Genomic DNA, 20,885 nt, shown 5'->3' on the forward strand with positions numbered 1-20,885 from the left:
TTCATATCGACTAATTAATCCTAGTATTTAAATTGTGATATTTCTGCACTCAGTTCTTCAGATTGATTCGATAGCCCTTGCAGTACTTCATCGACATCGTTAACTTGCACTGAAACAGCTGAAGACGCATCGGCGATGGATGTGATACTTCCGCTTATCTCGTTTGTTACCGCTTTTTGCTCTTCCGTCGCTGAAGCTATTTGGACATTCATTTCGTTTATCTCGTTTAGCATTGAAACCAATTGAGTGATCATTTCAGTGTTTTTGCCGCAGGTGTCTACGCCTCGTACAACCGTAATATTGGCGCTTTCAATACCTTTAGCCACACTATTGGTCTCTTTTTGAAGAGCCTCAATTTTGTCACGTATTTCTTCAGTTGAAGATTGTGTACGTCCCGCTAATGATCGCACTTCGTCTGCCACTACTGCAAACCCCCGACCCTGCTCACCAGCCCTAGCAGCTTCAATTGCGGCGTTAAGTGCTAACAAGTTCGTCTGCTCCGCAATGCCTTGGATAACATCAAGCACTTCAGCAATAGAGTTTGTTTCTGTATGTAGCCTTGTAATTGCTTCAACAGCAGTATTCATTTCATCGCTTAACTGGCTGATTTCTCCACCAAGGGAGTTCCCAATCTCGACTCCTTGAGTACCCGTATCATTTGCTTCTTGTACATAATCAGCAGCACGGCTTGCATATTGAGCGACCTCGCCAATAGACGCACTCATCTCATTGACTGCCGTAGCAACGGATTCAGAACGATGGTTTTGGTCTTGTACAGCGTCACGCGTGCTATTCATGTTGCTCGACATGGTTTGAGTATTACTATTCAGCGTCTCTGTTGCACTAGCAAATTGTTTGATCATGTTCTGCAAATGAACAAACAGAGCGTTTAGTGAAACGGCTAGGTCTGTCATTTCATCCTGGCCTTGCTCATTTAAACGTGCCGTCAAATCGTTATTCTTACTGATTTTCTGAATCTGGAACGACGCAACACGAATTGGTTTCGATATACCAGAACCGACAAGATATGAGAGTGCAATAGAAATGGCGACAATAACCACAATTGCAATCAGAACAGTTATTAACATCGAATTAACTAATGTCGCTACATCTTGTAGAGCTTCTTGTTCGTCGATCTCTGTTAAAATGCCCCACTGCATCCCAGCGGCATTTATTGGCGCATAAGCAGAGAAAACCATGACTCCTCGATAATCAGCTAAAACCTCAATACCGCTTTGTCCCTGTAACGCACGTTTTGCAGTCGTAGTCTGAACACTCTGTCGTCCAATTGCAGAGCCTTTATCTTTGATCTGGTCAATCAAGTTTTGAGATACTCCAGCCCGACTAAGTGCTGAGAAATAATCGTTTGGTGCTTCAATCAAAAAACGTGATTGACTTCTTAACAACCCGTCTTGCCCTATAAGATAAGTTTCTCCGCTGTCACCTAAACCGGCATAGCTCCAGTTCTCATCAAAGGTCATAATGGCGTTAATAACATCCACTGGCATTTGGAAAATAACGACACCGACTTTATTTCCATTAGAAAATACAGGCGTGGCTATAAACGAAGCCGCAGCCTCATAGGAAGGATAATAAGGGGCAAAATCTTCTAAGTGAAATTGTGATTCTCCCATTCGTACGGCGGAATTAAACGCTTTAGCGATACCACTACCTCTATACGGTCCTTTTTGTAAATTTGTCGCAAAGTCCAACTCTTTGAAAACCGAATAAACAACATTCCCCTCGAGATCAACTAAGAAAATATCATAGTAACCAAACGCCTCTAAATAATGTTTTATGCCTGGATGATACTTACCATGTAGTTCATCGTATTGATTCCCTAGACTGTCTGCTTGGAGCTCATGTTTATTACCTAATCCATTGGGGTTTACCGCTATATAGCGAGCTTGAAGCGCGGTCCCCACCTCTGAAATTTGGGCTAGCTTTTGCAGCTCATTGCCTGAATTTCCGCTATTGGTATTACGATAGGTTGCGCCAAACTCAGACGAGTAATAAGACTTCAACTTTTGCTTATCACCATCAGAAACACTATTGACCGGATACGCATCAAAGGCATCATCAAAACCGACCATCGCTTCTTGAGTAGAAACATCATCGGCAAAGGTTTCAATCTGAAAATGCAGTTGATCGAAATAACGTTCAATTTCTGATTTTTTGATTTCTCGTACTGAAATAAGTTGACTGGATGCCCGATCAAACAAAGCTTGTTCTGACATAATTGATGCGCGCCAACCAACGAAACCGCCGGTAGCAACAACGCCTAAAGTACATAGTAATGTACATGCGATAATAATTTTTGTAGCAATCTTCATAACCAAACCCTACAGCCTCAAGCTGAAATGTTCCCTGTCAATTGTGCATTCAAATAACACAAAGTTAGCCAACTGGTTTGTATGAAATATGTTTTATTATTTGTAATGAGTTTAGATGCAAATTTCCAATATATCGACGCGATTTTAGGCAGTTACTAATGATTTTTTAGAAAACCCTGTCATTTCTTAAACTTAGTTGCATAGTAAATCTAACGCGCGTCGTTATTCTATAATGCAATCGGCACTAGGTATTGATGCTTAACCTGAAGACTCTTGGCGTCATTCCACTCCATGTTTTAAAGCGAGTACTAAAGTTTGATGCATTTGGGTATCCAACGATTTCGCCAATATGCTGCACTGACCACTCAGTTGAAACCAATAAACGCGCGGCGTATTCCATGCGCATTCTCATAACATGCACTTTAGGGCTATGATGATAAAACTGCTGGCACAAACGGTGAAAATGAGGTTCAGAGCAAGGAAATTCAGACGCTAATTGCTTAACCGTCCAATCCTTATGAAGTTGCCTTTGTACGAGATCGAACACACGATTCATGCGGTTTTTTGTTCTCGATTGCTCTAGGTTTATCGGTGCATTTATGAGTAGTTCTATTTGTTCTACCGCCCTTAGGCCGACCGCTCCCCCTAAATCGATAGGTAAAGAGATAGAACGCAGCATTGATAGAATTGCAGCATAGATTACTTCTGAAATTGGGCTCAAGAAATATTGTACTTGGTTACTAATAACCTGTGACCAATCCTTTTCGGGATTTAAAAATACCCAAGCGATTTGCCAGTCTTCTTCTTCAATCCCAAAAGCAATTTCAACAAATGCTGGGGTCGATATCACCGAGCTAGATTCTAAAATATACCGTTTACCATTAACCTCTAGCCAGCCTTTTCCTTTTACGGTGTAAAGTAACATATGCTTATGTTGATTCTTTCTGTAGACAGAAAAAACATCGCGGCAAGTTGCTATGCCACACTGAATAATTCCATGTTCTTCAAGCAGCATAACGTTGCTTTGGTCAATGAATTCATGCTGGGTTTTTTCTGAAATCAAGAGTCTTTCTTGTTTATCGTTCATCTGTTTATTTAGATCCCTTAATCATCCGAAAATTCATTATGATAGTTTTGCAAAAGTTATTGATATATTTAGACAATACATACCGCCAAACAATAATTAAACTTCTCTGTATTAACTAAGAGGAAATTTGCGATGCTCTCTACTTATCAAACACTTGACCGACAGTTTTGGCGTAAGCTGATTGACATAGGACTACCAGTCTCAATGCAAGCGATGCTATTTTCTTTGCTTGGTGTGGTCGATATCTTTATGGTGAGCCAGTTAGGCGAGTCAGCAACTGCTGCTGTCGGCGTGGGAAACCGAATCTTCTTTTTCAATCTTATCGTCATCGTTGGGACAAGTGGTGCAGTCAGTGTGCTAGCTTCACAATACTTTGGCGCAGGTAACATTGACGGAATAAAACGTACTCTAGCGCAAACTTGGGCGGTCGCTATACTCGTTACCCTACCCTTTGTAATTCTATATACATTCGCACCAGTATCGGTTGTATCAATCGTGGCATCAGACCCAGAATACATCACACTAGCAACCGATTACCTCTGGGTTACAGCTGTGAGCTTACTGTTAACAGCCGTTGTTGTACCGATGGAAAGCGCTCTTAGAGCCGTTGGCGAAGCAAAGATGCCAACCAATGTCAGTATTATCGCTATCTTCATCAACGCTTTTCTGAATGCTCTTTTGATTTTTGGTTTATTTGGATTCCCCGAACTCGGTGTGCTTGGTGCCGCTATTGGTACGCTCGTTTCACGCATATTCCATACCGTAATACTGTTTTACCTAGTAAATAAACGTTATTCACATTTACTACCAACTCAATGTAGCTGGCAAGATGCTAAGTTACCTGAACATCGAAGGCGTTATATCAAGATCGCTACCCCTATGATAATTCATGACACCTGTTGGGCTGGCGGTCTAATCATTTACAGCGTAATTATTGGACAGTTAGGGGTAGGTGAATTAGCTATCATCTCTTTGCTAGCCCCCATTGAAAGTGTTCTTATTTCCGCTTTCCTTGGTTTTGCGGTCGCGGCATCAATTATACTGGGCAACGAGATCGGAGCAAAAAACTATCAGCGCGTTTCTGATACCTCTTGGTGGTATGTGATCACTAGTTGCATCTTGTCTATTCTACTCGCTCTGCTTTGCCTAATTGCCGAACCATTGATAACCAAAGCGTTTTATCATAGCCCGCTCAGTGACCCTGAAATGGCCGTGAAGGTCTGTTTAGTTATGGCATTTGGCATGATTCTTAAAGTCTTTAATATGGTGGGGATTGGTGGTGTATTGAAAAGTGGCGGTGACATTAAATACAGTATATTCATCGACCTGTTTGGACAATGGGCTATTGGTATCCCACTCGCCTACTTCACAGGTATTGTATTAGGTTGGCCTTTGCACATGGTTATGATGGTCATACTTTTAGAAGAAGTAATAAAGATTTTTCTTACTGCACAGCGTATTCATTCTAAAAAATGGATTAATAACCTAGTCGAAGAGCCTAGCCCTCAAATGATTTAGTTTTCCCGAACTCACACCCAAAGGCCTTTAGCATTTGTCACTGACCCGTGATGTTGCTCTTGGCCTTTTTTTAGTTACCAATATCTTCCTCTCCAATTTCTAAAGATAAAAGTAATACACAAGTCCAACCGTAGTGCTTACTCCAAACGTATTGCTTACTCAAAATGTATTACTTACTCAAAACGTATTTTTAGTCCAAAAATGAGCCTATTGCTTGTCAGAAGCGAGTAAATGAACTTGCTAGATTAACTGGAATTTCACTGCATCTTAGAATGTGACTATCCACGACATAGGCTTATTATGAATTTTTCACCAACAAAACTGATCACGAGCGCTCTCATTTCAACGCTCTTTCTATCCCCACAGCTAAGCGCTGAAGAAACTGCAATCAAAGAAGGCTCGACTCATAAACAGCAAGAAAAAAACGTCGATATGAGCGACCCAACCGCTGTTTATTCTTCCGTTGGGACGAGCATGTCATCCGATGGTGATATAGACGTATCAGCCGGGTTTGCGTGGGGAAAGAATTTGCTCTCAATTGAAACAAAGCAAGGTACAGACGCTTTAAATACTCGTTATGCTTGGATGACCGAAGGGAAAGGCATCTACGCAGAAGCCTATTTTAATAGGGATACAGAGACTCAATCAGGCAGTGTCGGTTATATCCATACATTTGAACTCTCCGAAACTATAAAGATCTACCCTCTCGCAATGGTTGGAATTAATAACGACGAACTATCTAATACGACCATTGCCACAGGTACTATTGGTATGTATACCCGCATTAACATTGGCAGCGGCTTCCACCTTGGTGTTGACCCATTTTACACCCTAGGTGAAAGCGATCATAAAACCCATTCTGTCGATACATTTGTCGGGAAACAAATCGATAATCACCGTGTACGAGTAGGTGTAAACTCGGCGGAAGAAGAGATGTATTTTAAGTGGCAAATGGCCTTTTAATTCAACATAGGTAATGAGTTAAATGCGTCATATAACAGGCCTTTCGGCATTTAACTCAGTTTGTCTTCAAAGACGCCAAGTTCACGTCCTAGCCAGATTGCTCTTTCGGTGTGGTCAAGTAATTCTTCTTCACTTACAGGGTGAATTAAAACAGCCATTTCACCGCGAAATTCATCTAACCATTTGATAAAATTACGCTCATCATTAGCAAAGTGAATTTCAAACATTGGCATTTTATGCGGGCCAACTAGTCCCATATTTAACGGAAATACTTGTAGAACATCACGCCTTTCAGCGGTGATAAGCTCTTTTAATTGCTCAGCTTGCTTGATGTTTTTTAAAGGAAAGTAAACATGTGCATGAAACATTTTTGTACCTGTTAATTGTTGTGCTTAATAATTGTTGTCGTTGCTTCTTAGGGTAATTAGTTATTGTATTTCAATGATGAGTTTCTATTTCGGCCCATTCTTTTGCCGTTGTATCACTTGGGAGGTACTTTAAAACTTTACAGGGATTCCCCACTGCGATGACATTTTCTGGAATATCTTTAGTCACGACACTACCCGCACCTATTACCGTATTCGCTCCAATAGTGACTCCACCCAAAATAATTGCACCACCGCCAATCCAAGTATTATCTCCAATCTTAATCGGTTCACCACATGCGACTGGGTGACACCGTTCAGATGCGAGTGCAGGATGAGACGCACCACAGATCTGAACGTTAGGCCCAATCAGGACATGTTTACCAATAGTAACAGGCGCGATATCCAAGATAATCAGGCCATAATTACAAAAGCCACCACGGCCAAACGATATATTTTTTCCCAAGTCGCAGCGAAATGGAGGAACGATAATAGTATCTTCAATATGACCAATAATCTCTTTTAAAAGCTCAGTGCGCTTTTGTTTTTCACTCGGTCTCGTCTGATTAAAATCATAGAGTTTCTCTTGGCATTGATCGTATAACTCATCCAGCTCTGATGTGATTTTCGTCTGAACTGAGAAATCACTAATTTTCATTGACATATACAGCCTCTAATACGTCTTTAAATTTGGTAATTAGCCTTATTTCCGATATCAAAATGCAGTGGCATTTGCCATTTTTTTAACGCTAAATATGAGAATATTAAGGCACAAATAGCAGTCAGACCAAAACAGACCAACCAAGCCTCTATGGCCATAAAAAGAGTTGTTAGTAATAACAAAATTGGTATTAGTTTTAATCCAAATACGTTAAAACAAAACGATTCCTTTAATGCTATTCCTGAAAAGGTGACAAAAATAAATCCATAAGCAACCCAAGCAAAGTCACTATTGATTAATACTGTAAATAAGACGATTCCTATCCAACTTGACCACGTTATTACTGCTCTAATATTCTTGTCATAAACATGAAGGTTAGCTGAACTAAGTGCTGCGGATATGACAAACAAAATGGCAGGGTTAAATAAAAACGTCGAGGGTAAATCACCCCAACTCAACTCTACAAAACCAATGACGCAATACCAAGCTAGAGAGATAGAAAACAAGCTGATGCCAGTTCGATAAGCAACCACACTTAATTTATCAAATTGGTCCAATTCTTCTTGATGCTCAGTGTTGGCCATAACTTTCCATTAGTAAAATAAGTGATGAATTTTTTAGGATGCTTTTAACGAAGACTTTAAGTCCATGAGGATAATCTTACCAATGACAACAATACAGATTAACGACAGCACCTCCTCGACCACAATGAGGTAAGAGACCCATAAATCCGATTTGTTCTTTGGTAAGTCAGTCAAAGGTAAACCAAGAACGCCAACCCAAACTATGATATATACGCACACTAAAGTAATACTGATCTTAACCATATTAGACACTGTGTATTTCCTTTCCTAGTTTGTGCGATTTTAGAAAGGCCAATTTTACTGCTCAGCAAGATGAATTACAATCTTACAAATAGCTCAGTTTGTGACAATTCATGTGTAATTTTTAATCAATTGAATCTACAAAGAGTACTTTGCATAATCTCAGCTTTGTCTCCCCTCCCCTTTAACTTATAATGAGCGCGATTTTACTCGAGATTTAAACATGATTTCTAAAAACCAATTAAAAACACTTCGTGCTCTAGGCCAAAAGAAGCAGCGTAAAACGCTGGGATTATTTTTAGTGCAAGGCGAAAAAAACGTCTTAGAACTGGCCAATAGCTCTCTAGTGACTAAACACGTATTTGCAACGCAAGAATTTATATCAGTGAATAGTGGTGAATTAGAAGGTTTAGATTGTGTTGAAGCATCTTTAGATGACTTAACAAAAGCCAGCACGCTGAAAAGTAATAATGCTGCTATTGCCATCGTAGAAATACCAGCAATAGCAATACCAGATTCAAAAGGTCTAATGATTGCGCTAGATGGTGTCTCAGATCCAGGAAACCTAGGAACGATCATCCGATTTGCAGACTGGTATGGCATTAAGCATATTATTGCCAGTAGCGATTGTGCGGATCCATACAACCCTAAAACAATAAGTGCAACAATGGGAAGTTTTGCCCGTGTTGAAGTGACACTTGTTGATTTACCTTCCTATTTGGAAAACTCGCCGCTGCCTGTCTACGGTGCTTTTCTAGAAGGAGAGAGTGTCCATACAACTACCTTTGAGTCGGAAGGCATTCTACTGATGGGCAGTGAGTCACACGGTATTCGAGAACACGCGGCCCCTTTTGTTACAGATAAAGTAACTATACCCGCTTTCGGTGGTGCAGAGTCTCTTAATGTTGCAATGGCAACAGGGATTATCCTCGATAATATGAAACGCCAAGTTACGAACTAGTAGGCATAAAAAAGCGCTAAGTTCTCACCTAGCGCTATCGTTCAATGTATCTATAACAAGCTTTATTTCTCTAACATGCTTTATTTTTCTAACAGACTAAGTTTGTTTGGTACACCGTCCCACTCTTCAGCGTCATCCAGAGCAGGCTTTACTTCGGTAATATTTGGCCAAATTTCCGCAAGTTCTTCATTTAGCTTAATGAACACTTTTTGATCGTCTGCCAGTTCATCTTCTTGAAAAATCGCTTGAGCATTACACTCAGGGACACACAACCCGCAATCAATACAATCAATAGGGCTAATCGCTAAGAAGTTTGGGCCTTCATAAAATGCATCCGCGGGGCATACAGCCACACAATCGGTGTATTTACATCTTATACAGTTATCCGTTACGACAAATGCCATGAATATTAACTCTTAGTTCATCAAATTAAGGATGGGCGATGATACTGATCCTTAGTGAAAATACAATCGTCTGAAAACAAAAAACGATGAAAATCGAAAAAAGGACCCTTCAAATTAATTTCCATCAAGTATATGACACATAGAGCTACTTCACGTAAAATACGCGCCATTGTGAGCTTTGTAATGACCAAAACGCCATTACTCAGCTAAGACACCTAAATAACATCGAGAATGCCATGATACGTTTAACTGAAATTAAGCTTCCACTTGACCACGAAGAAGAAGCACTCTCCGCTGCAATTATTAAGAAGTTAGGAATCAACCCTGAGCAATTACTTTCGTTTACTATGTTTAAGCGTGGGTATGATGCTCGTAAGAAATCCAAAATTTTATTGATCTACACTCTCGATGTTGAAGTAGATGGCGAAGCCGATCTTCTAGAAGCTTTCACTAGCGATCCTCATGTGAAAGTAACACCTGATATGGAATACAAGTTTGTAGCAAAAGCACCCGAGTCTCAAACAGAGCGCCCTGTTGTTATTGGTTTTGGACCTTGTGGTCTTTTCGCTGGGCTTGTATTGGCACAGATGGGTTTTAATCCAATCATCGTTGAACGTGGTAAAGAAGTACGGGAACGTACTAAAGACACGTTTGGTTTTTGGAGAAAGCGCGTACTTAATCCTGAATCAAATGTTCAGTTTGGTGAAGGCGGCGCAGGTACATTCTCTGATGGTAAACTTTACAGTCAAGTTAAAGACCCAAAGCATTACGGCCGTAAAGTCATTACCGAGTTCGTCGAATCTGGTGCTCCTGCGGAAATCATGTACGTGAGTAAGCCGCATATTGGTACATTTAAGCTAGTTACAATGATTGAAAAAATGCGCGCTAAGATCATTGAATTAGGTGGTGAAATCCGCTTTAGCACACGTGTTGATGATCTTCATATGGAAGATGGTCAGCTTACTGGTGTGACGCTTTCCGATGGCGAAGAGATCAAAACTCGCCACGTTGTCTTAGCGATTGGACACAGCGCACGTGACACATTCGAAATGCTGCACGAACGCGGTGTCTACATGGAAGCTAAGCCATTCTCAGTTGGTTTCCGCATTGAACATAAACAATCAATGATTGACGACGCTCGTTTTGGCAAGAACGCTGGAAACCCAATATTAGGCGCTGCGGATTACAAACTGGTTCATCACTGTAAAAACGGCCGCACAGTATACAGCTTTTGTATGTGTCCAGGTGGTACCGTGGTTGCAGCAACGTCTGAAGAAGGTGCCGTTGTTACAAACGGTATGAGCCAATACTCTCGTGCAGAGCGTAACGCAAATAGCGCGATTGTTGTTGGTATTTCACCGGAGCAAGATTACCCGGGAGACCCGTTAGCTGGAATTCGACTACAACGCGAACTTGAAACAAGTGCCTATAAACTTGGAGGTGAAAACTATGACGCTCCTGCTCAAAAAATTGGTGACTTCCTTAAAGGTCGAGATCCTAGTGCGATAGGCAATGTTGAGCCATCGTTTACACCAGGTATCAAATTAACCGACTTATCAAAAGCATTACCTGAGTTTGCCGTTGAAGCAATTCGCGAAGCTATCCCTGCTTTTGATAAAAAGATCAAAGGCTTTTCAACTTACGATGGTCTTCTTACTGGCGTAGAAACACGTACTTCGTCACCTGTATGTATTAAACGTGGTAAAGACTATCAAAGCATAAACCTAAAGGGCTTCTTCCCTGCCGGTGAAGGTGCAGGCTACGCTGGTGGTATTTTGTCTGCCGGTATAGATGGTATTAAAGCAGCAGAAGCTGTAGCTCTATCTATGGTAGAACAATCTTCGTAGAGTTAACCAAATAGCACGTTGAACAAAACAAATGCCCAAGTTGTATACATACACAACTTGGGCTTTTTTGTAGCACATCTAAATATCAATATATACATAACAGTGTAAGGTAAGATTCAATATATGTGATCAATGTACGCATTAATTTGCACTGCTACATTGAATTAACATTTAGAAACATCTTTAATTACCGTACAATCCTCCTATAAATGAATATTGATGGACCTATATAACCCGACACATTCGCTTAGAAACTTGATTTTACAGGGTATTTGTATAGTTTTTGGTATTCTCGCTCTCTTACTAAGCGCCGTTAACTTCTACCTCTCTAATGATTACTATCTAGGTACGGGTCAAGTAATTCTCTCCATCTATTCACTGTTTCTCTTCACAAAATTAAAGCAAAATACCGTAACCAACACGCATATTAATATCTACACAGCAATGTTAACGTTACTCATCATCTACGGTGTTAGCACGACATCGCCGCTGTCTGGTGTTCTTTATTGGTCTTTTCTTTTACCTGCGATATACCATGTTTTCTATTCCATTCGATGTGCGTTATTTGGTTCGGCGCTACTGTTAGTCATCGTTTCTACCATTCTTCTTCATAAACACAACGGTACTGTCCCCTTCCCGATCATAAACTACACGCTCATGTACATCGCTATATGGGCTATATCTTGCTCACATGAAGTAAGCAGAATGAAAATTCAAAAAACACTGGAAAACGCCGCCCTTACCGATCCCCTAACAGGGGTAAAGAATCGACTGTCACTGCAGCAGGATAGCGAGCTGGAGTTAAAGGAAAAATCTGAACTTAGTGCTCTCTATTTAGACATTGACCTCTTTAAGTCAATCAACGACAACTACGGACACGCAGCCGGAGACCAAGTATTGACCTTCACGGCAAAACTCATCACAAACACCGCCAACGTTGATTGGGTATACCGCCTTGGAGGTGAAGAGTTTTTAATTATTGTTGAAGGTGACGTGCAGCACGGCTTTGAAATCGCCGAAGATATTAGGCAAGCAATCTATTCATCCAAACTGATTTATCATGGGCAAGAGTTAATATATTCAGCTAGTATTGGCGTTGCTAAATTGGATCTTTCTCTTAGCCTTGAACAAGCCCTAAATCCATCAGATTTAGCTTTATATCAGGCAAAATCTGATGGTCGAAATAAGGTCTGTGTGAATATCTAGTCTCAGAAGTTACTAGCTTTTTAATTGTTGAAGCACATGCTCATAAACAGCTTCAGCTAAACGATGAGTCGCTATATTTCTTTCAACAATATGATGATCAATTGACCCACGCTGAACCACGTTAAACCAATCTTTAATCATACTTTCAAACCCTTTGCTGGTTAGCATAGGAGTCCAATCTTTTAAGAATACTTGGGTTTGATGGTTGTTTTGCCAAACCTTTCCTTGTAGAAACGAGTCAAATTCAACCGTTTTATTTTCATAGCATGCCATCACTCTTTCACATGTGACCCCATAACTTCGATTCATAGACGCATTAAGAATGGTTTCTCCCGCTTGCCATTGAATATCGAGCCGAGTCAATGCCGCGCCATTCGACTGATGGGTCACGAAGACGTCCTCCAATGTCGCCTGACCATTTAGGTTGATGCTATCAAGCGGGTGAATAAAATCATCGAAAATGAAGGTTCTCAACTCACCCGGTAGGTTATGCCTATGTTTTTCCCATCTCAATGCTGTTAAAGAACCTGTATTACCGTGTTTGAGTTCTTCTATTTGCTGATTGAATAGAGGGATGTGGCGACGATTAAAGCCTACATACAGTGGGACAGATTGTTGACTAGCAATGTCGTAAAGCTGTTCAACCTGCGAAGCTGTGTCTGCTAACGGTTTATCGACAAACGTTGGAATGCCTTGTTTTAAAAAGTAACTCGCAATATTAAAGTGAGCAGCCGTTGCTGCATGTATCATAACTGCATCAACATTCATCATTGGGAGTGAATGGTAATCTACACAATACTCTTTAATTCGAAACTGATCGGCAACGGCATGTAATACTTCCGAATTACGAGTGCAAAGTACCAACTCTAACCCTTTAATTTGAGCCAGGATGGGTAAATACGCCTTAAGGGCGATGTCACCCAACCCTATAATTCCAATTTTCATTTACCTTCCTTCTCTATTGTAGAGTGTTTAATCATTTTTTTAGCGCTTTTAAATAGGCGCTTTCCCTGAGTAATTAACTTCTCACCCTTAAATTGAGCTTCTCTGTTTTGCCTATTTCTTTGTATATTTTTAGCTTGGCTGTATTGTTGAGACAATCTTGTTTTTAGCGCTGCTACGCCAAAAGGTGCGCGTGCTTCTCCTATAGATAAAGCATACAGATCATCAAATTCAAGTAAGCTTTGATTATATTCAAGTGCTGCAACTATCGTAGAGGATTTTTTGCATGTTGGTTTGTCTAAATCATAGGGAGGAGACCATTCAAGTGCAGGGGCCAAACGATCAACTTGATTGAGTACACCTACAATAACAGGCTGTTTTTTAGAAATGTTCTTTCTTTCATTATAGAAATCATGAAAAGCCTGCTTTAGGTTACTATCTAGTTGACGAGACGACTGATTAGCTTTCAAGACCCACAACACGATATCCGCATTGATCATTTCTTCCAGCATCTGCCGCTGAGTTTCAGACGTTCCATCCAGTCCTTCCACATCAATTAGTGTTAATGCTTCCTTTTCGTCAAACTGACAGTTGTATGTGGTTACCCCTTTAGAAGATGGAATCTCATCAGTTTCGGCTGAAAACTCATCTTTTAGTGCATTAACCAATGACGATTTACCTACGCCAGTTTGTCCAACTAATACAATCCGCACGGGCTCAAGTTCAGGTGCTTCTCTGTGTTTATCTATTGTGGCTATTGATGAGGCCGTCACCTCTTCATCATTAATGGTGAAACGACCACTATAGAGATCGATACTGACAGACGCGGCTTCGTGTAGCAGAGCTTTCTTTGCGTTTATTTGAAGTGCTGTATAACGACTTGAAGACTCGGTCATTAATATCTTGTTTCTGATTTCATCATTAACCAATTTAATCGGATTAACATAAGCGAGATAGGCTTTTCGCCCTAAGTTCGCAAGCTGCATCATGGCTAATGCTTTATCACCATATTGATCTTGGGTTTTATAAATCCACTTAATATGAGAAACATTTATCGCTTCGATGCCTGGTACATGCTCACTCAGGGTACAGCGGTAACGTCGGCTAACCTCCTCTAGAAGCTTAAGCCCTTCGGGTACGGTAAATTCAAGTTCTTTCTTACCATAAAATTCTGCGACTTTTTCGACCACACCTAACCCGTGAATGTAAAGAGAAGACCACTCATCATCCTCTTCAAGTTTCTCATCTACATGCTGTTTAACTTGATGCCATATTTCAATTTCATTTTCAGACCAATCACTGGATGCTTGAACAAAATCTTCATCAGGCTTTTCCTCGGCGTGATTTTCTAATTTCTTCGACTCTTTATATCGAATTATCAACATCGGTAGCAATGTAACCACACTAACCAACATCAAAGAAATCGAGAGTTCGATTAGATAGCCATGTTTAAATGAAAGGAAAAGGCCAAAAAGCGCCATAATAAACATTGGAATCACGGCTAATACGATACCAAGGCCAATTCCGCCTTCAGATAAATGCGCCAACACATGTGAAGCTTTTTTCCATTTACTCATCGTTTTTCGTTTCTCCACTACTCTCTTTGGCCTTGCGTCCCTTATCTAATGCTTCTTTATATAACCCCTGCATGACTTCTGCGCTCACTGGCTCATTCCTACTTTTATGATAAAAATAGTAACAAGCCGCTCTTCCTAAGCCATAAGTTGTTCCGAAGCTCAGCGCAGCTGCGGTTACTGCACCTATGGTTTGTCCGTAACCAGGAATTAATTTCGTAAGCTGTCTAGCGCCTAGTTTAAGGCCATATTGAATGCCGAAACTGCTGCCTAACGTGCCAGTCAACTCTGCGAAGGCTCTTTTATCCCACGTAACACCATATTGATTAGCCAAGCTGTGAAGCATTTTTGCTTGTATGGCAGGAACCGAAACTAAACCCACTGCAGGAATAAGCTCAGATGCACTGACTGAACCGCAATACCACAATATTTCGTTTTCTAATTTATCGAAATTGGCTTCTTCTACACTGGCGTGCTCACTCTCTTCTACCATCAAGCCAATGATGGGCAGCAACTTAGCGAGCCTATCTATTAAACGGTCAACATTATAGTTACTCTTACCTTCATTCGAAGGCTCAGGGGCAAGCTCGAAATCAACTTCTATTGAATCAATACCTTTACCACAGGCTTTAGCCAACTTTTCTTTATGGAAAGCAATCAATCTTGTCCGATCAGAATCGGAAACTTGCTTAACTGCAGTATAAACAACAAGAACTTTCTCTATTTTACGGCTATGTTTGACTTTTTTTAGCGCCGACATTAATGAGCTTTGTTCAGGCTCATCTATTTTGATAACGACAACTAATGCCCGCCCTTGTTTTCTTAATTTACTATTTGAAGTGTCACCATGGATAAATAGTTCTAAATCATCACTAGGATCGTAGCCAGCTTCTGCCAGCCCACGCGTATCTAGAAAACGGAAAATAGGCTTATCTAGTGGGAAGTCATAGATTTGAGCGGTTTTAGTGCACGGCTGAAAACCATTACCAACTTCAACCGAGGTGTTTCCTGTCAACGCTTGTATTAAAGAGGACTTTCCAGCGCCTGTTTTTCCTAAGAGCCAAAGAGTTGGTAGACTCTGACGTTGTAGCTGATGAGCTTCGGTCAAGTCTGAATTTTTTTTAGGATTGATAAACTCTTTTATCGACTCGTACATCTTCCGACTCCGTTATTGGTTGTTATAGCTGATCTTCAATGGGCAGCAACCCAGATAACCACGCGCCCATTCTTCGCCATACGCTCGCTTCTGGTTCAGTCGTTAACGTTAAGCTATTTGAAGGATCATACCAAGCGACATTACCGTCATGAATAACGACTTTGTATGCATTCATTTCCAATCGTTGTGCTATCTGGGCAAGCGATTTTCGAACGTACTCTTCGTGCTCAATAACAACCGCCATTTCCGTATTTAGGTTTGCAGAGCGAGGGTCCCAATTCAACGATCCCACAAAAATCTTGTTGTTATCGAATAACATGGCTTTAGCATGTAAGCTTGAGCGACTGCTACCGGTAATTGTCCATTTATTCTCAATATCGGCACTCGCCTTCACTTCCCAAAGTTCAACACCACCTTCAACTAGCTCTTTCCTGTATTTTGCATACCAACCGTGAACGGCAAACACGTCATTAGAAGCGAGCGTATTGGTAATGACGGTGATTTTCTTTCCCGACTGTACCGCTTCAACGAGCTTTTCTGTCCCTTCTTTTGTAGGAACGAAATACGGTGTAATCAGCACCAATGAGTGCTCTACTCTGTTAAGTAACTCAATTAAATTATCCACCAGCAAGCTGTCTTCACCCGACACTTTATCTGGAGAGTCATACCATAGCTTCCCTGGGCCCCAATAAAGCGTAAAGTCACGGTCAAGTAACTGTTGATACAAAGGAAGTTTCGTAAAGTTATACATTCCTGAGGTAAACTTCGATTCTAGCTGCTTCTCTTCAAGAATCTGATCAACGGCTTCCGCTGACAGTACTTGTGCATCTGGGTAAATCCACTTCATTGGCGTTGCGTAAATGCTATTCCAATAAATATCAAACTGGTTCGCAGTCTCTTCTACCGTATTACCATAAAGCAGCAGATCAAAATCACCGAATTCTACGCTGGATTCAAACGAAAAATATTCATTACCTATGTTCCGCCCACCAACAATAGTATTAACGGAGTCTACTGTGAGTGACTTGTTGTGCATACGGCGATTCAAACGATCAAAATCCGACACGAACGCCAAACCTCTAGCCGTTCGATATTGGTGAGGGTTAAACAAACGAACTTGAATATTAGGATGGGCATCAACTGTCGCCATTCCTCTATCATTACGACTTTGCATATCATCCAAAAGAATTCTGACCCTTACTCCTCTCTCCGCTGCTTCGTACAGACGCCATGTAAGTAACTGACTGGTCTCATCGTCTCGGTATATATAGTACTGAACATCAATACTCTTTTGAGCATTTTCAATTAGAGCTAATCTTGCTAGAAGTGCATCGTGACCACGCGTCAGAGGGAAGAAGCCCGTAAATACATCAGTATCAAAGCTAGTTTGGTTGAATATATCATGGAGAGGAGAACTTTCTTGATAACCAAAGTGGTGAGTGACTGTTTTCGGCTGATCTCTGTCTACATAACTCATTGAGCTACAACCGTATAAAGTAACTAGTAGTAAAATACTCACTATCAATCGATTTGGTTTTCGAACTTCCAACACTAACAAACCTATACACTTACCAATGTAAGTAAAACATTATTCAATATAAGGATTATTGCATATTTCAACAGGTTAGTTTTTTATATTAACCAAGTAGGAATGCTATTAGATGTGAAAGATGGATAGTTCAAGAAGAGTAAAAACAAAACTGCCCAAGAGTTGTAAACTCTCAGGCAGCCGAAAATATAGAAACTGGGTGTTTAGTACCACGTCAAAAAATTAACGTGGTTTTACAAAATATTATGAACGACGATTATATCGACCGCCACCTGCAGCACGCGCTTTATGAGAAGAAGCAGCCTTCGCTTGTGAATTAAGAATAGATTCAACCGTTAGGGGCATAGGATCGCGGGGAATAACACCTACTGCATAAGTTCTTTGACGTGGCGGAAGCTGGTATTGCTCATCACTCGCTTTTGGCATGCGCTTAAATCGTGACAAGTAGAAGTTTTCAAGTTTCTCACGCGCCCACTCTGTTTTACGTAAATATTTCAAACTACTAGCGATAGATGGATTAGTATTGAAACAGTTGAAACGCATCGCGGCATCAAGAATATCCCACCCATAGAAGTCAACAAGCTCAGTTAAGAGTTGTTCTAGTTTAAGACCGTGTAATGGATTGTTTTGTTGCTCTTCTAACATGTTTGCCCTATTGATAATATGGTGAGATCTTCGCGATTATACGCGTAATTAGATCTGAATCTAACTATTATCGACATTCAATTCTCTCCTAAACGAGTGAAGATATGAGATGCCCTCGATATGCGTGACTTTTGAACTACCTATGCTCACGAATCGCACTGTTAAGCTCAAACATAAACATTGGATTCTCTTCTACAAAATCATTCGACACATATATGCCAAACTCCTTCTCCTTTTCTAATATGATTTTGTATTTGTTTGATCCTTCAGCTAAATGGCTAAAAACGACTTCTGCTACAAAAATTGCATCTACCTCTTTTTCGTCCAACGCAGTGACTAATGATTTTATATCTGCTGCAGGAGGTAACGCTTTGTACTCATTGCGTAACAACCAATAACTGGTATTGGTATTGAGCAAGCTCATCACTTTCGCATCAGTTTTGAAAGCGAGGCTTTTCGGGCGAAGGTTCTCACTGCCTTCCATTAGTACCACCCATACCCAGCGATTGATCATCAATGACTCTGAAAATACAGCGTATCTGTCTCGTTCGTCATTTTTAGACGCCATATAGAAACCATCAGACCGCCCACGCCTTAACTCTTTTAGAGCCCTGCCGTGATTAGACCCAACTTCGATACTGTATTTAACATCGATAGAATCAAGCACTAAGTCCATTTTATCGATGCCTATACCTACTGGAACACCTTCAGAATTAACGGTTGTATAAGGAGGAAAATCAGGTACGAAGAAGTGCATGTTGTATTGGGCACTAGATGAAAATGAAAAGAGAACTGCAGTACATAAGCCAATAAAAGGACCAATTCGTTTTAACATAGTGTTCTTACTTGTCATTCCAAACTTAATCTAAGTATAGGAATGAATGAACAAATCAGATCATGTTTTGTATTCTTTTCGATTTGCTTATTACTAACGGCCGAATTTATCACCTGAACAACTTAGTTAAAAATAGTACCGATTAGGCTTTAGAACGCACTCAAATAACGATTTTTCCTTTCAAATACAGAACACCATAACCTGAGACCATGACTCTCTCATCAGCAACTTCACAATAAAGCACTCCACCTCGTTTTGATGCTTGATAGGCTACTAGATCATTCCTTTTTAGTACCTCTGACCAATACGGAGCAAGCCCAGTATGCATCGATCCTGTAACCGGATCTTCATCTCCACCATTTGCAGGCCAAAAATAACGAGAAACAAAGTCATACTCTTTTGATTTTGCTGTAACTGAAACATCAAATGGCGCTAGTTGTTTTAGTTGTCCTGTATCGTATTCTACTTTACCAACATCTTCTTCCGATGCCATCACCGCCACATAGGCCTGACGATTCTTAAGCACTTTAACGGGTTTAATTGATAGTCCTTTTAGTAACTCATCAGGGCAAATCAATACAGGCTCTAACTCTTGCTTAGGGAAGTTCATTTCGATACGTCCATCTTGCTGTTGAACGACGGTTAGGTTGCCTACATACAAAGTTTCAAACTCTATTTCACCGATACAAGAGTAATAGTTGAATAGCACAAACGAAGAAGCAAGGGTTGCATGGCCACAAAAATCAATTTCCGTAAGCGGTGAGAACCAGCGAATCTGATATTTGTTATCAGCCAATTTTTTTACAAATGCTGTTTCAGAAAGGTTATTTTCAGCCGCAATATTTTGCATCAGTATTGGATCTAACCATTCCACCAACGGCACAACCGCTGCTGAGTTCCCTTTAAATTTTTCATCTGTAAAAGCATCTACAACGAAGATATCTAACTCTTTTTCCATATTGGACTTGTCCCTATAAGATTATCGCTTGACTATTATTAGTACAATTTAATATCACAGAACACCGGTGCGATGTATAGGATTCTATTTATAGAAACAACCAACGCATTTCTTAGTTACTCATCATATTTACAGCCATGGCTAACAATAACACTGCAAAGATTTTCTTTATCGTTGGAACAGGTAAAGTCTGCGTAGATTTTGCTCCCATAGGCGCCGTGAACCAAGAAGTACTCACAATACCTAATAAAGCGGGCAAATATACAAACCCAGCAAAACCATCGTCTAATGAAAAATGACTGCTACCTGAGCTTATGTAACCGATAGAGCCAAATAGTGCGATGACAATTCCGCAAGCTGAGGCACAACCGATCGCTTTTTTCATATCGAGTGAGAAAAACGTCAACAAAGGCACCAAGAGCGCACCACCACCAATACCTATCATGGCAGACAGCCCTCCAGTAATCGTAGTCAGAATAGTTAACAAACCTTTATGTGGCAGCTGGCGCTCTTTCGGTGACTCATTTTTACTGCTTAAGAACATCTTCAATGCGATAAGGACAACGCTTACAGCGAAGACCATACGAACAACCAGCTCTGGTAACAATGCCGCCATAAAGCCACTGACAAGCGCACCTAGGGCAACGCCTGTCATGATCCAAGGGGCTATTTCCCATGGCACATTACCATTTTTGTGATGAGCGATTGCTGAAGACGTTGATGTAAATAAAATCGAAGCCAAAGACGTTGCAATTGCTGCGACGACCACCTGCTCTGATGGTAAAACTTCAAAGTGAAGCAATATACTGCTGAGGATAGGGACAATCACTAACCCCCCACCAATCCCTAACAGCCCAGCCAAAAAACCAACGCCACTGCCTAGCAATGCGCAATAAATAACTAATAACAGTAAATCACTCACTTAATAAACCTTGTTAATAATATGGATAAACATGCTATGTAAATTAGTCATGTTCGAATTGGTCCAAGTAATATAACGATTTAAAATAGAATGAAACATGAATATTTCTCATGTTGAATGTGAAGTAAATCCATT

The 20,885-nt window shown here is 40.6% G+C and carries 20 protein-coding genes; 5 read left to right on the plus strand and 15 right to left on the minus strand.

Features of this window, described 5'->3' with window-relative positions:
- Positions 1 to 20: 20 nt before the first annotated feature.
- Both L4D20_RS04755 and L4D20_RS04760 read right to left on the minus strand, forming a co-directional pair.
- Positions 21 to 2,333, minus strand: coding sequence for a methyl-accepting chemotaxis protein (locus tag L4D20_RS04755; protein WP_428800398.1), 2,313 nt, complete (start codon positions 2,331 to 2,333; stop codon positions 21 to 23).
- Between the two features lie 244 nt (positions 2,334 to 2,577).
- Positions 2,578 to 3,420, minus strand: a complete 843-nt coding sequence (locus tag L4D20_RS04760; RefSeq protein WP_428800399.1) for an AraC family transcriptional regulator — start codon at positions 3,418 to 3,420, stop codon at positions 2,578 to 2,580.
- A gap of 132 nt (positions 3,421 to 3,552) precedes the next feature.
- Here L4D20_RS04760 and L4D20_RS04765 point away from each other — a divergent pair, with 132 nt between their 5' ends.
- Positions 3,553 to 4,938: an MATE family efflux transporter gene (locus L4D20_RS04765; RefSeq protein WP_428800400.1), complete on the plus strand. Its 1,386-nt coding sequence runs from the start codon at positions 3,553 to 3,555 to the stop codon at positions 4,936 to 4,938.
- 300 nt (positions 4,939 to 5,238) lie between these two features.
- Positions 5,239 to 5,901 carry a hypothetical protein gene (locus L4D20_RS04770; protein WP_428800401.1) on the plus strand — a complete coding sequence of 221 codons (663 nt, stop codon included), beginning with the start codon at positions 5,239 to 5,241 and terminating at the stop codon, positions 5,899 to 5,901.
- Between the two features lie 50 nt (positions 5,902 to 5,951).
- Here the strand turns inward: L4D20_RS04770 and L4D20_RS04775 are convergent, their stop codons facing one another.
- The 4 genes from L4D20_RS04775 to L4D20_RS04790 all read right to left on the minus strand — a co-directional run bounded on the left by L4D20_RS04775 (position 5,952) and on the right by L4D20_RS04790 (position 7,754).
- Complete coding sequence (locus L4D20_RS04775; protein ID WP_428800402.1) at positions 5,952 to 6,269, minus strand: DOPA 4,5-dioxygenase family protein; 318 nt, start codon at positions 6,267 to 6,269, stop codon at positions 5,952 to 5,954.
- Positions 6,270 to 6,339: 70 nt separating this feature from the next.
- Complete coding sequence (locus L4D20_RS04780; protein WP_428800403.1) at positions 6,340 to 6,930, minus strand: sugar O-acetyltransferase; 591 nt, start codon at positions 6,928 to 6,930, stop codon at positions 6,340 to 6,342.
- A 20-nt stretch (positions 6,931 to 6,950) separates the two neighbouring features.
- Positions 6,951 to 7,511 carry a DUF2301 domain-containing membrane protein gene (locus L4D20_RS04785; protein WP_428800404.1) on the minus strand — a complete coding sequence of 187 codons (561 nt, stop codon included), beginning with the start codon at positions 7,509 to 7,511 and terminating at the stop codon, positions 6,951 to 6,953.
- A 33-nt stretch (positions 7,512 to 7,544) separates the two neighbouring features.
- Entirely contained in the window at positions 7,545 to 7,754 is a 210-nt protein-coding gene (locus L4D20_RS04790) for a transporter suffix domain-containing protein (protein WP_428800756.1), read from the minus strand.
- A 220-nt stretch (positions 7,755 to 7,974) separates the two neighbouring features.
- Here L4D20_RS04790 and L4D20_RS04795 point away from each other — a divergent pair, with 220 nt between their 5' ends.
- A complete protein-coding gene (locus tag L4D20_RS04795; RefSeq protein ID WP_428800405.1) occupies positions 7,975 to 8,712 on the plus strand; it encodes an RNA methyltransferase in 738 nt (245 codons plus the stop codon).
- 80 nt (positions 8,713 to 8,792) lie between these two features.
- On the opposite strand, the gene fdxA is transcribed toward L4D20_RS04795, so the two are convergent.
- Positions 8,793 to 9,116 carry a ferredoxin FdxA gene (fdxA, locus tag L4D20_RS04800; RefSeq protein WP_428800406.1) on the minus strand — a complete coding sequence of 108 codons (324 nt, stop codon included), beginning with the start codon at positions 9,114 to 9,116 and terminating at the stop codon, positions 8,793 to 8,795.
- 236 nt (positions 9,117 to 9,352) lie between these two features.
- Here fdxA and L4D20_RS04805 point away from each other — a divergent pair, with 236 nt between their 5' ends.
- Together L4D20_RS04805 and L4D20_RS04810 are read left to right on the plus strand one after the other, a co-directional pair.
- The gene (locus L4D20_RS04805) at positions 9,353 to 10,963 is read left to right on the plus strand and encodes an NAD(P)/FAD-dependent oxidoreductase (RefSeq protein ID WP_428800407.1); all 1,611 of its coding nucleotides are present in this window, start codon (positions 9,353 to 9,355) and stop codon (positions 10,961 to 10,963) included.
- Positions 10,964 to 11,182: 219 nt separating this feature from the next.
- Positions 11,183 to 12,169, plus strand: a complete 987-nt coding sequence (locus L4D20_RS04810; RefSeq protein ID WP_428800408.1) for a GGDEF domain-containing protein — start codon at positions 11,183 to 11,185, stop codon at positions 12,167 to 12,169.
- Between the two features lie 12 nt (positions 12,170 to 12,181).
- On the opposite strand, the gene L4D20_RS04815 is transcribed toward L4D20_RS04810, so the two are convergent.
- The 8 genes from L4D20_RS04815 to L4D20_RS04850 all read right to left on the minus strand — a co-directional run bounded on the left by L4D20_RS04815 (position 12,182) and on the right by L4D20_RS04850 (position 20,750).
- Positions 12,182 to 13,114 carry a Gfo/Idh/MocA family protein gene (locus L4D20_RS04815; protein ID WP_428800409.1) on the minus strand — a complete coding sequence of 311 codons (933 nt, stop codon included), beginning with the start codon at positions 13,112 to 13,114 and terminating at the stop codon, positions 12,182 to 12,184.
- Positions 13,111 to 14,688, minus strand: coding sequence for a GTPase family protein (locus L4D20_RS04820; RefSeq protein WP_428800410.1), 1,578 nt, complete (start codon positions 14,686 to 14,688; stop codon positions 13,111 to 13,113). The genes L4D20_RS04815 and L4D20_RS04820 overlap by 4 nt, the downstream gene beginning before the upstream one ends.
- Entirely contained in the window at positions 14,681 to 15,841 is a 1,161-nt protein-coding gene (locus L4D20_RS04825; protein WP_428800411.1) for a YcjF family protein, read from the minus strand. The genes L4D20_RS04820 and L4D20_RS04825 overlap by 8 nt, the downstream gene beginning before the upstream one ends.
- 22 nt (positions 15,842 to 15,863) lie before the next feature.
- The gene (locus tag L4D20_RS04830) at positions 15,864 to 17,318 is read right to left on the minus strand and encodes a phospholipase D family protein (protein ID WP_428800757.1); all 1,455 of its coding nucleotides are present in this window, start codon (positions 17,316 to 17,318) and stop codon (positions 15,864 to 15,866) included.
- 315 nt (positions 17,319 to 17,633) lie between these two features.
- Complete coding sequence (locus L4D20_RS04835; RefSeq protein ID WP_428800412.1) at positions 17,634 to 18,035, minus strand: VF530 family protein; 402 nt, start codon at positions 18,033 to 18,035, stop codon at positions 17,634 to 17,636.
- A 136-nt stretch (positions 18,036 to 18,171) separates the two neighbouring features.
- The gene (locus L4D20_RS04840) at positions 18,172 to 18,870 is read right to left on the minus strand and encodes a substrate-binding periplasmic protein (protein WP_428800413.1); all 699 of its coding nucleotides are present in this window, start codon (positions 18,868 to 18,870) and stop codon (positions 18,172 to 18,174) included.
- A 160-nt stretch (positions 18,871 to 19,030) separates the two neighbouring features.
- Positions 19,031 to 19,828: a PhzF family phenazine biosynthesis protein gene (locus tag L4D20_RS04845; protein WP_428800414.1), complete on the minus strand. Its 798-nt coding sequence runs from the start codon at positions 19,826 to 19,828 to the stop codon at positions 19,031 to 19,033.
- Between the two features lie 112 nt (positions 19,829 to 19,940).
- Positions 19,941 to 20,750: a sulfite exporter TauE/SafE family protein gene (locus L4D20_RS04850; RefSeq protein WP_428800415.1), complete on the minus strand. Its 810-nt coding sequence runs from the start codon at positions 20,748 to 20,750 to the stop codon at positions 19,941 to 19,943.
- Between the last annotated feature and the right edge of the window lie 135 nt (positions 20,751 to 20,885).

It is taken from the genome of Vibrio kyushuensis (assembly GCF_050337325.1).
GTDB classification, from domain to species: domain Bacteria; phylum Pseudomonadota; class Gammaproteobacteria; order Enterobacterales; family Vibrionaceae; genus Vibrio; species Vibrio kyushuensis.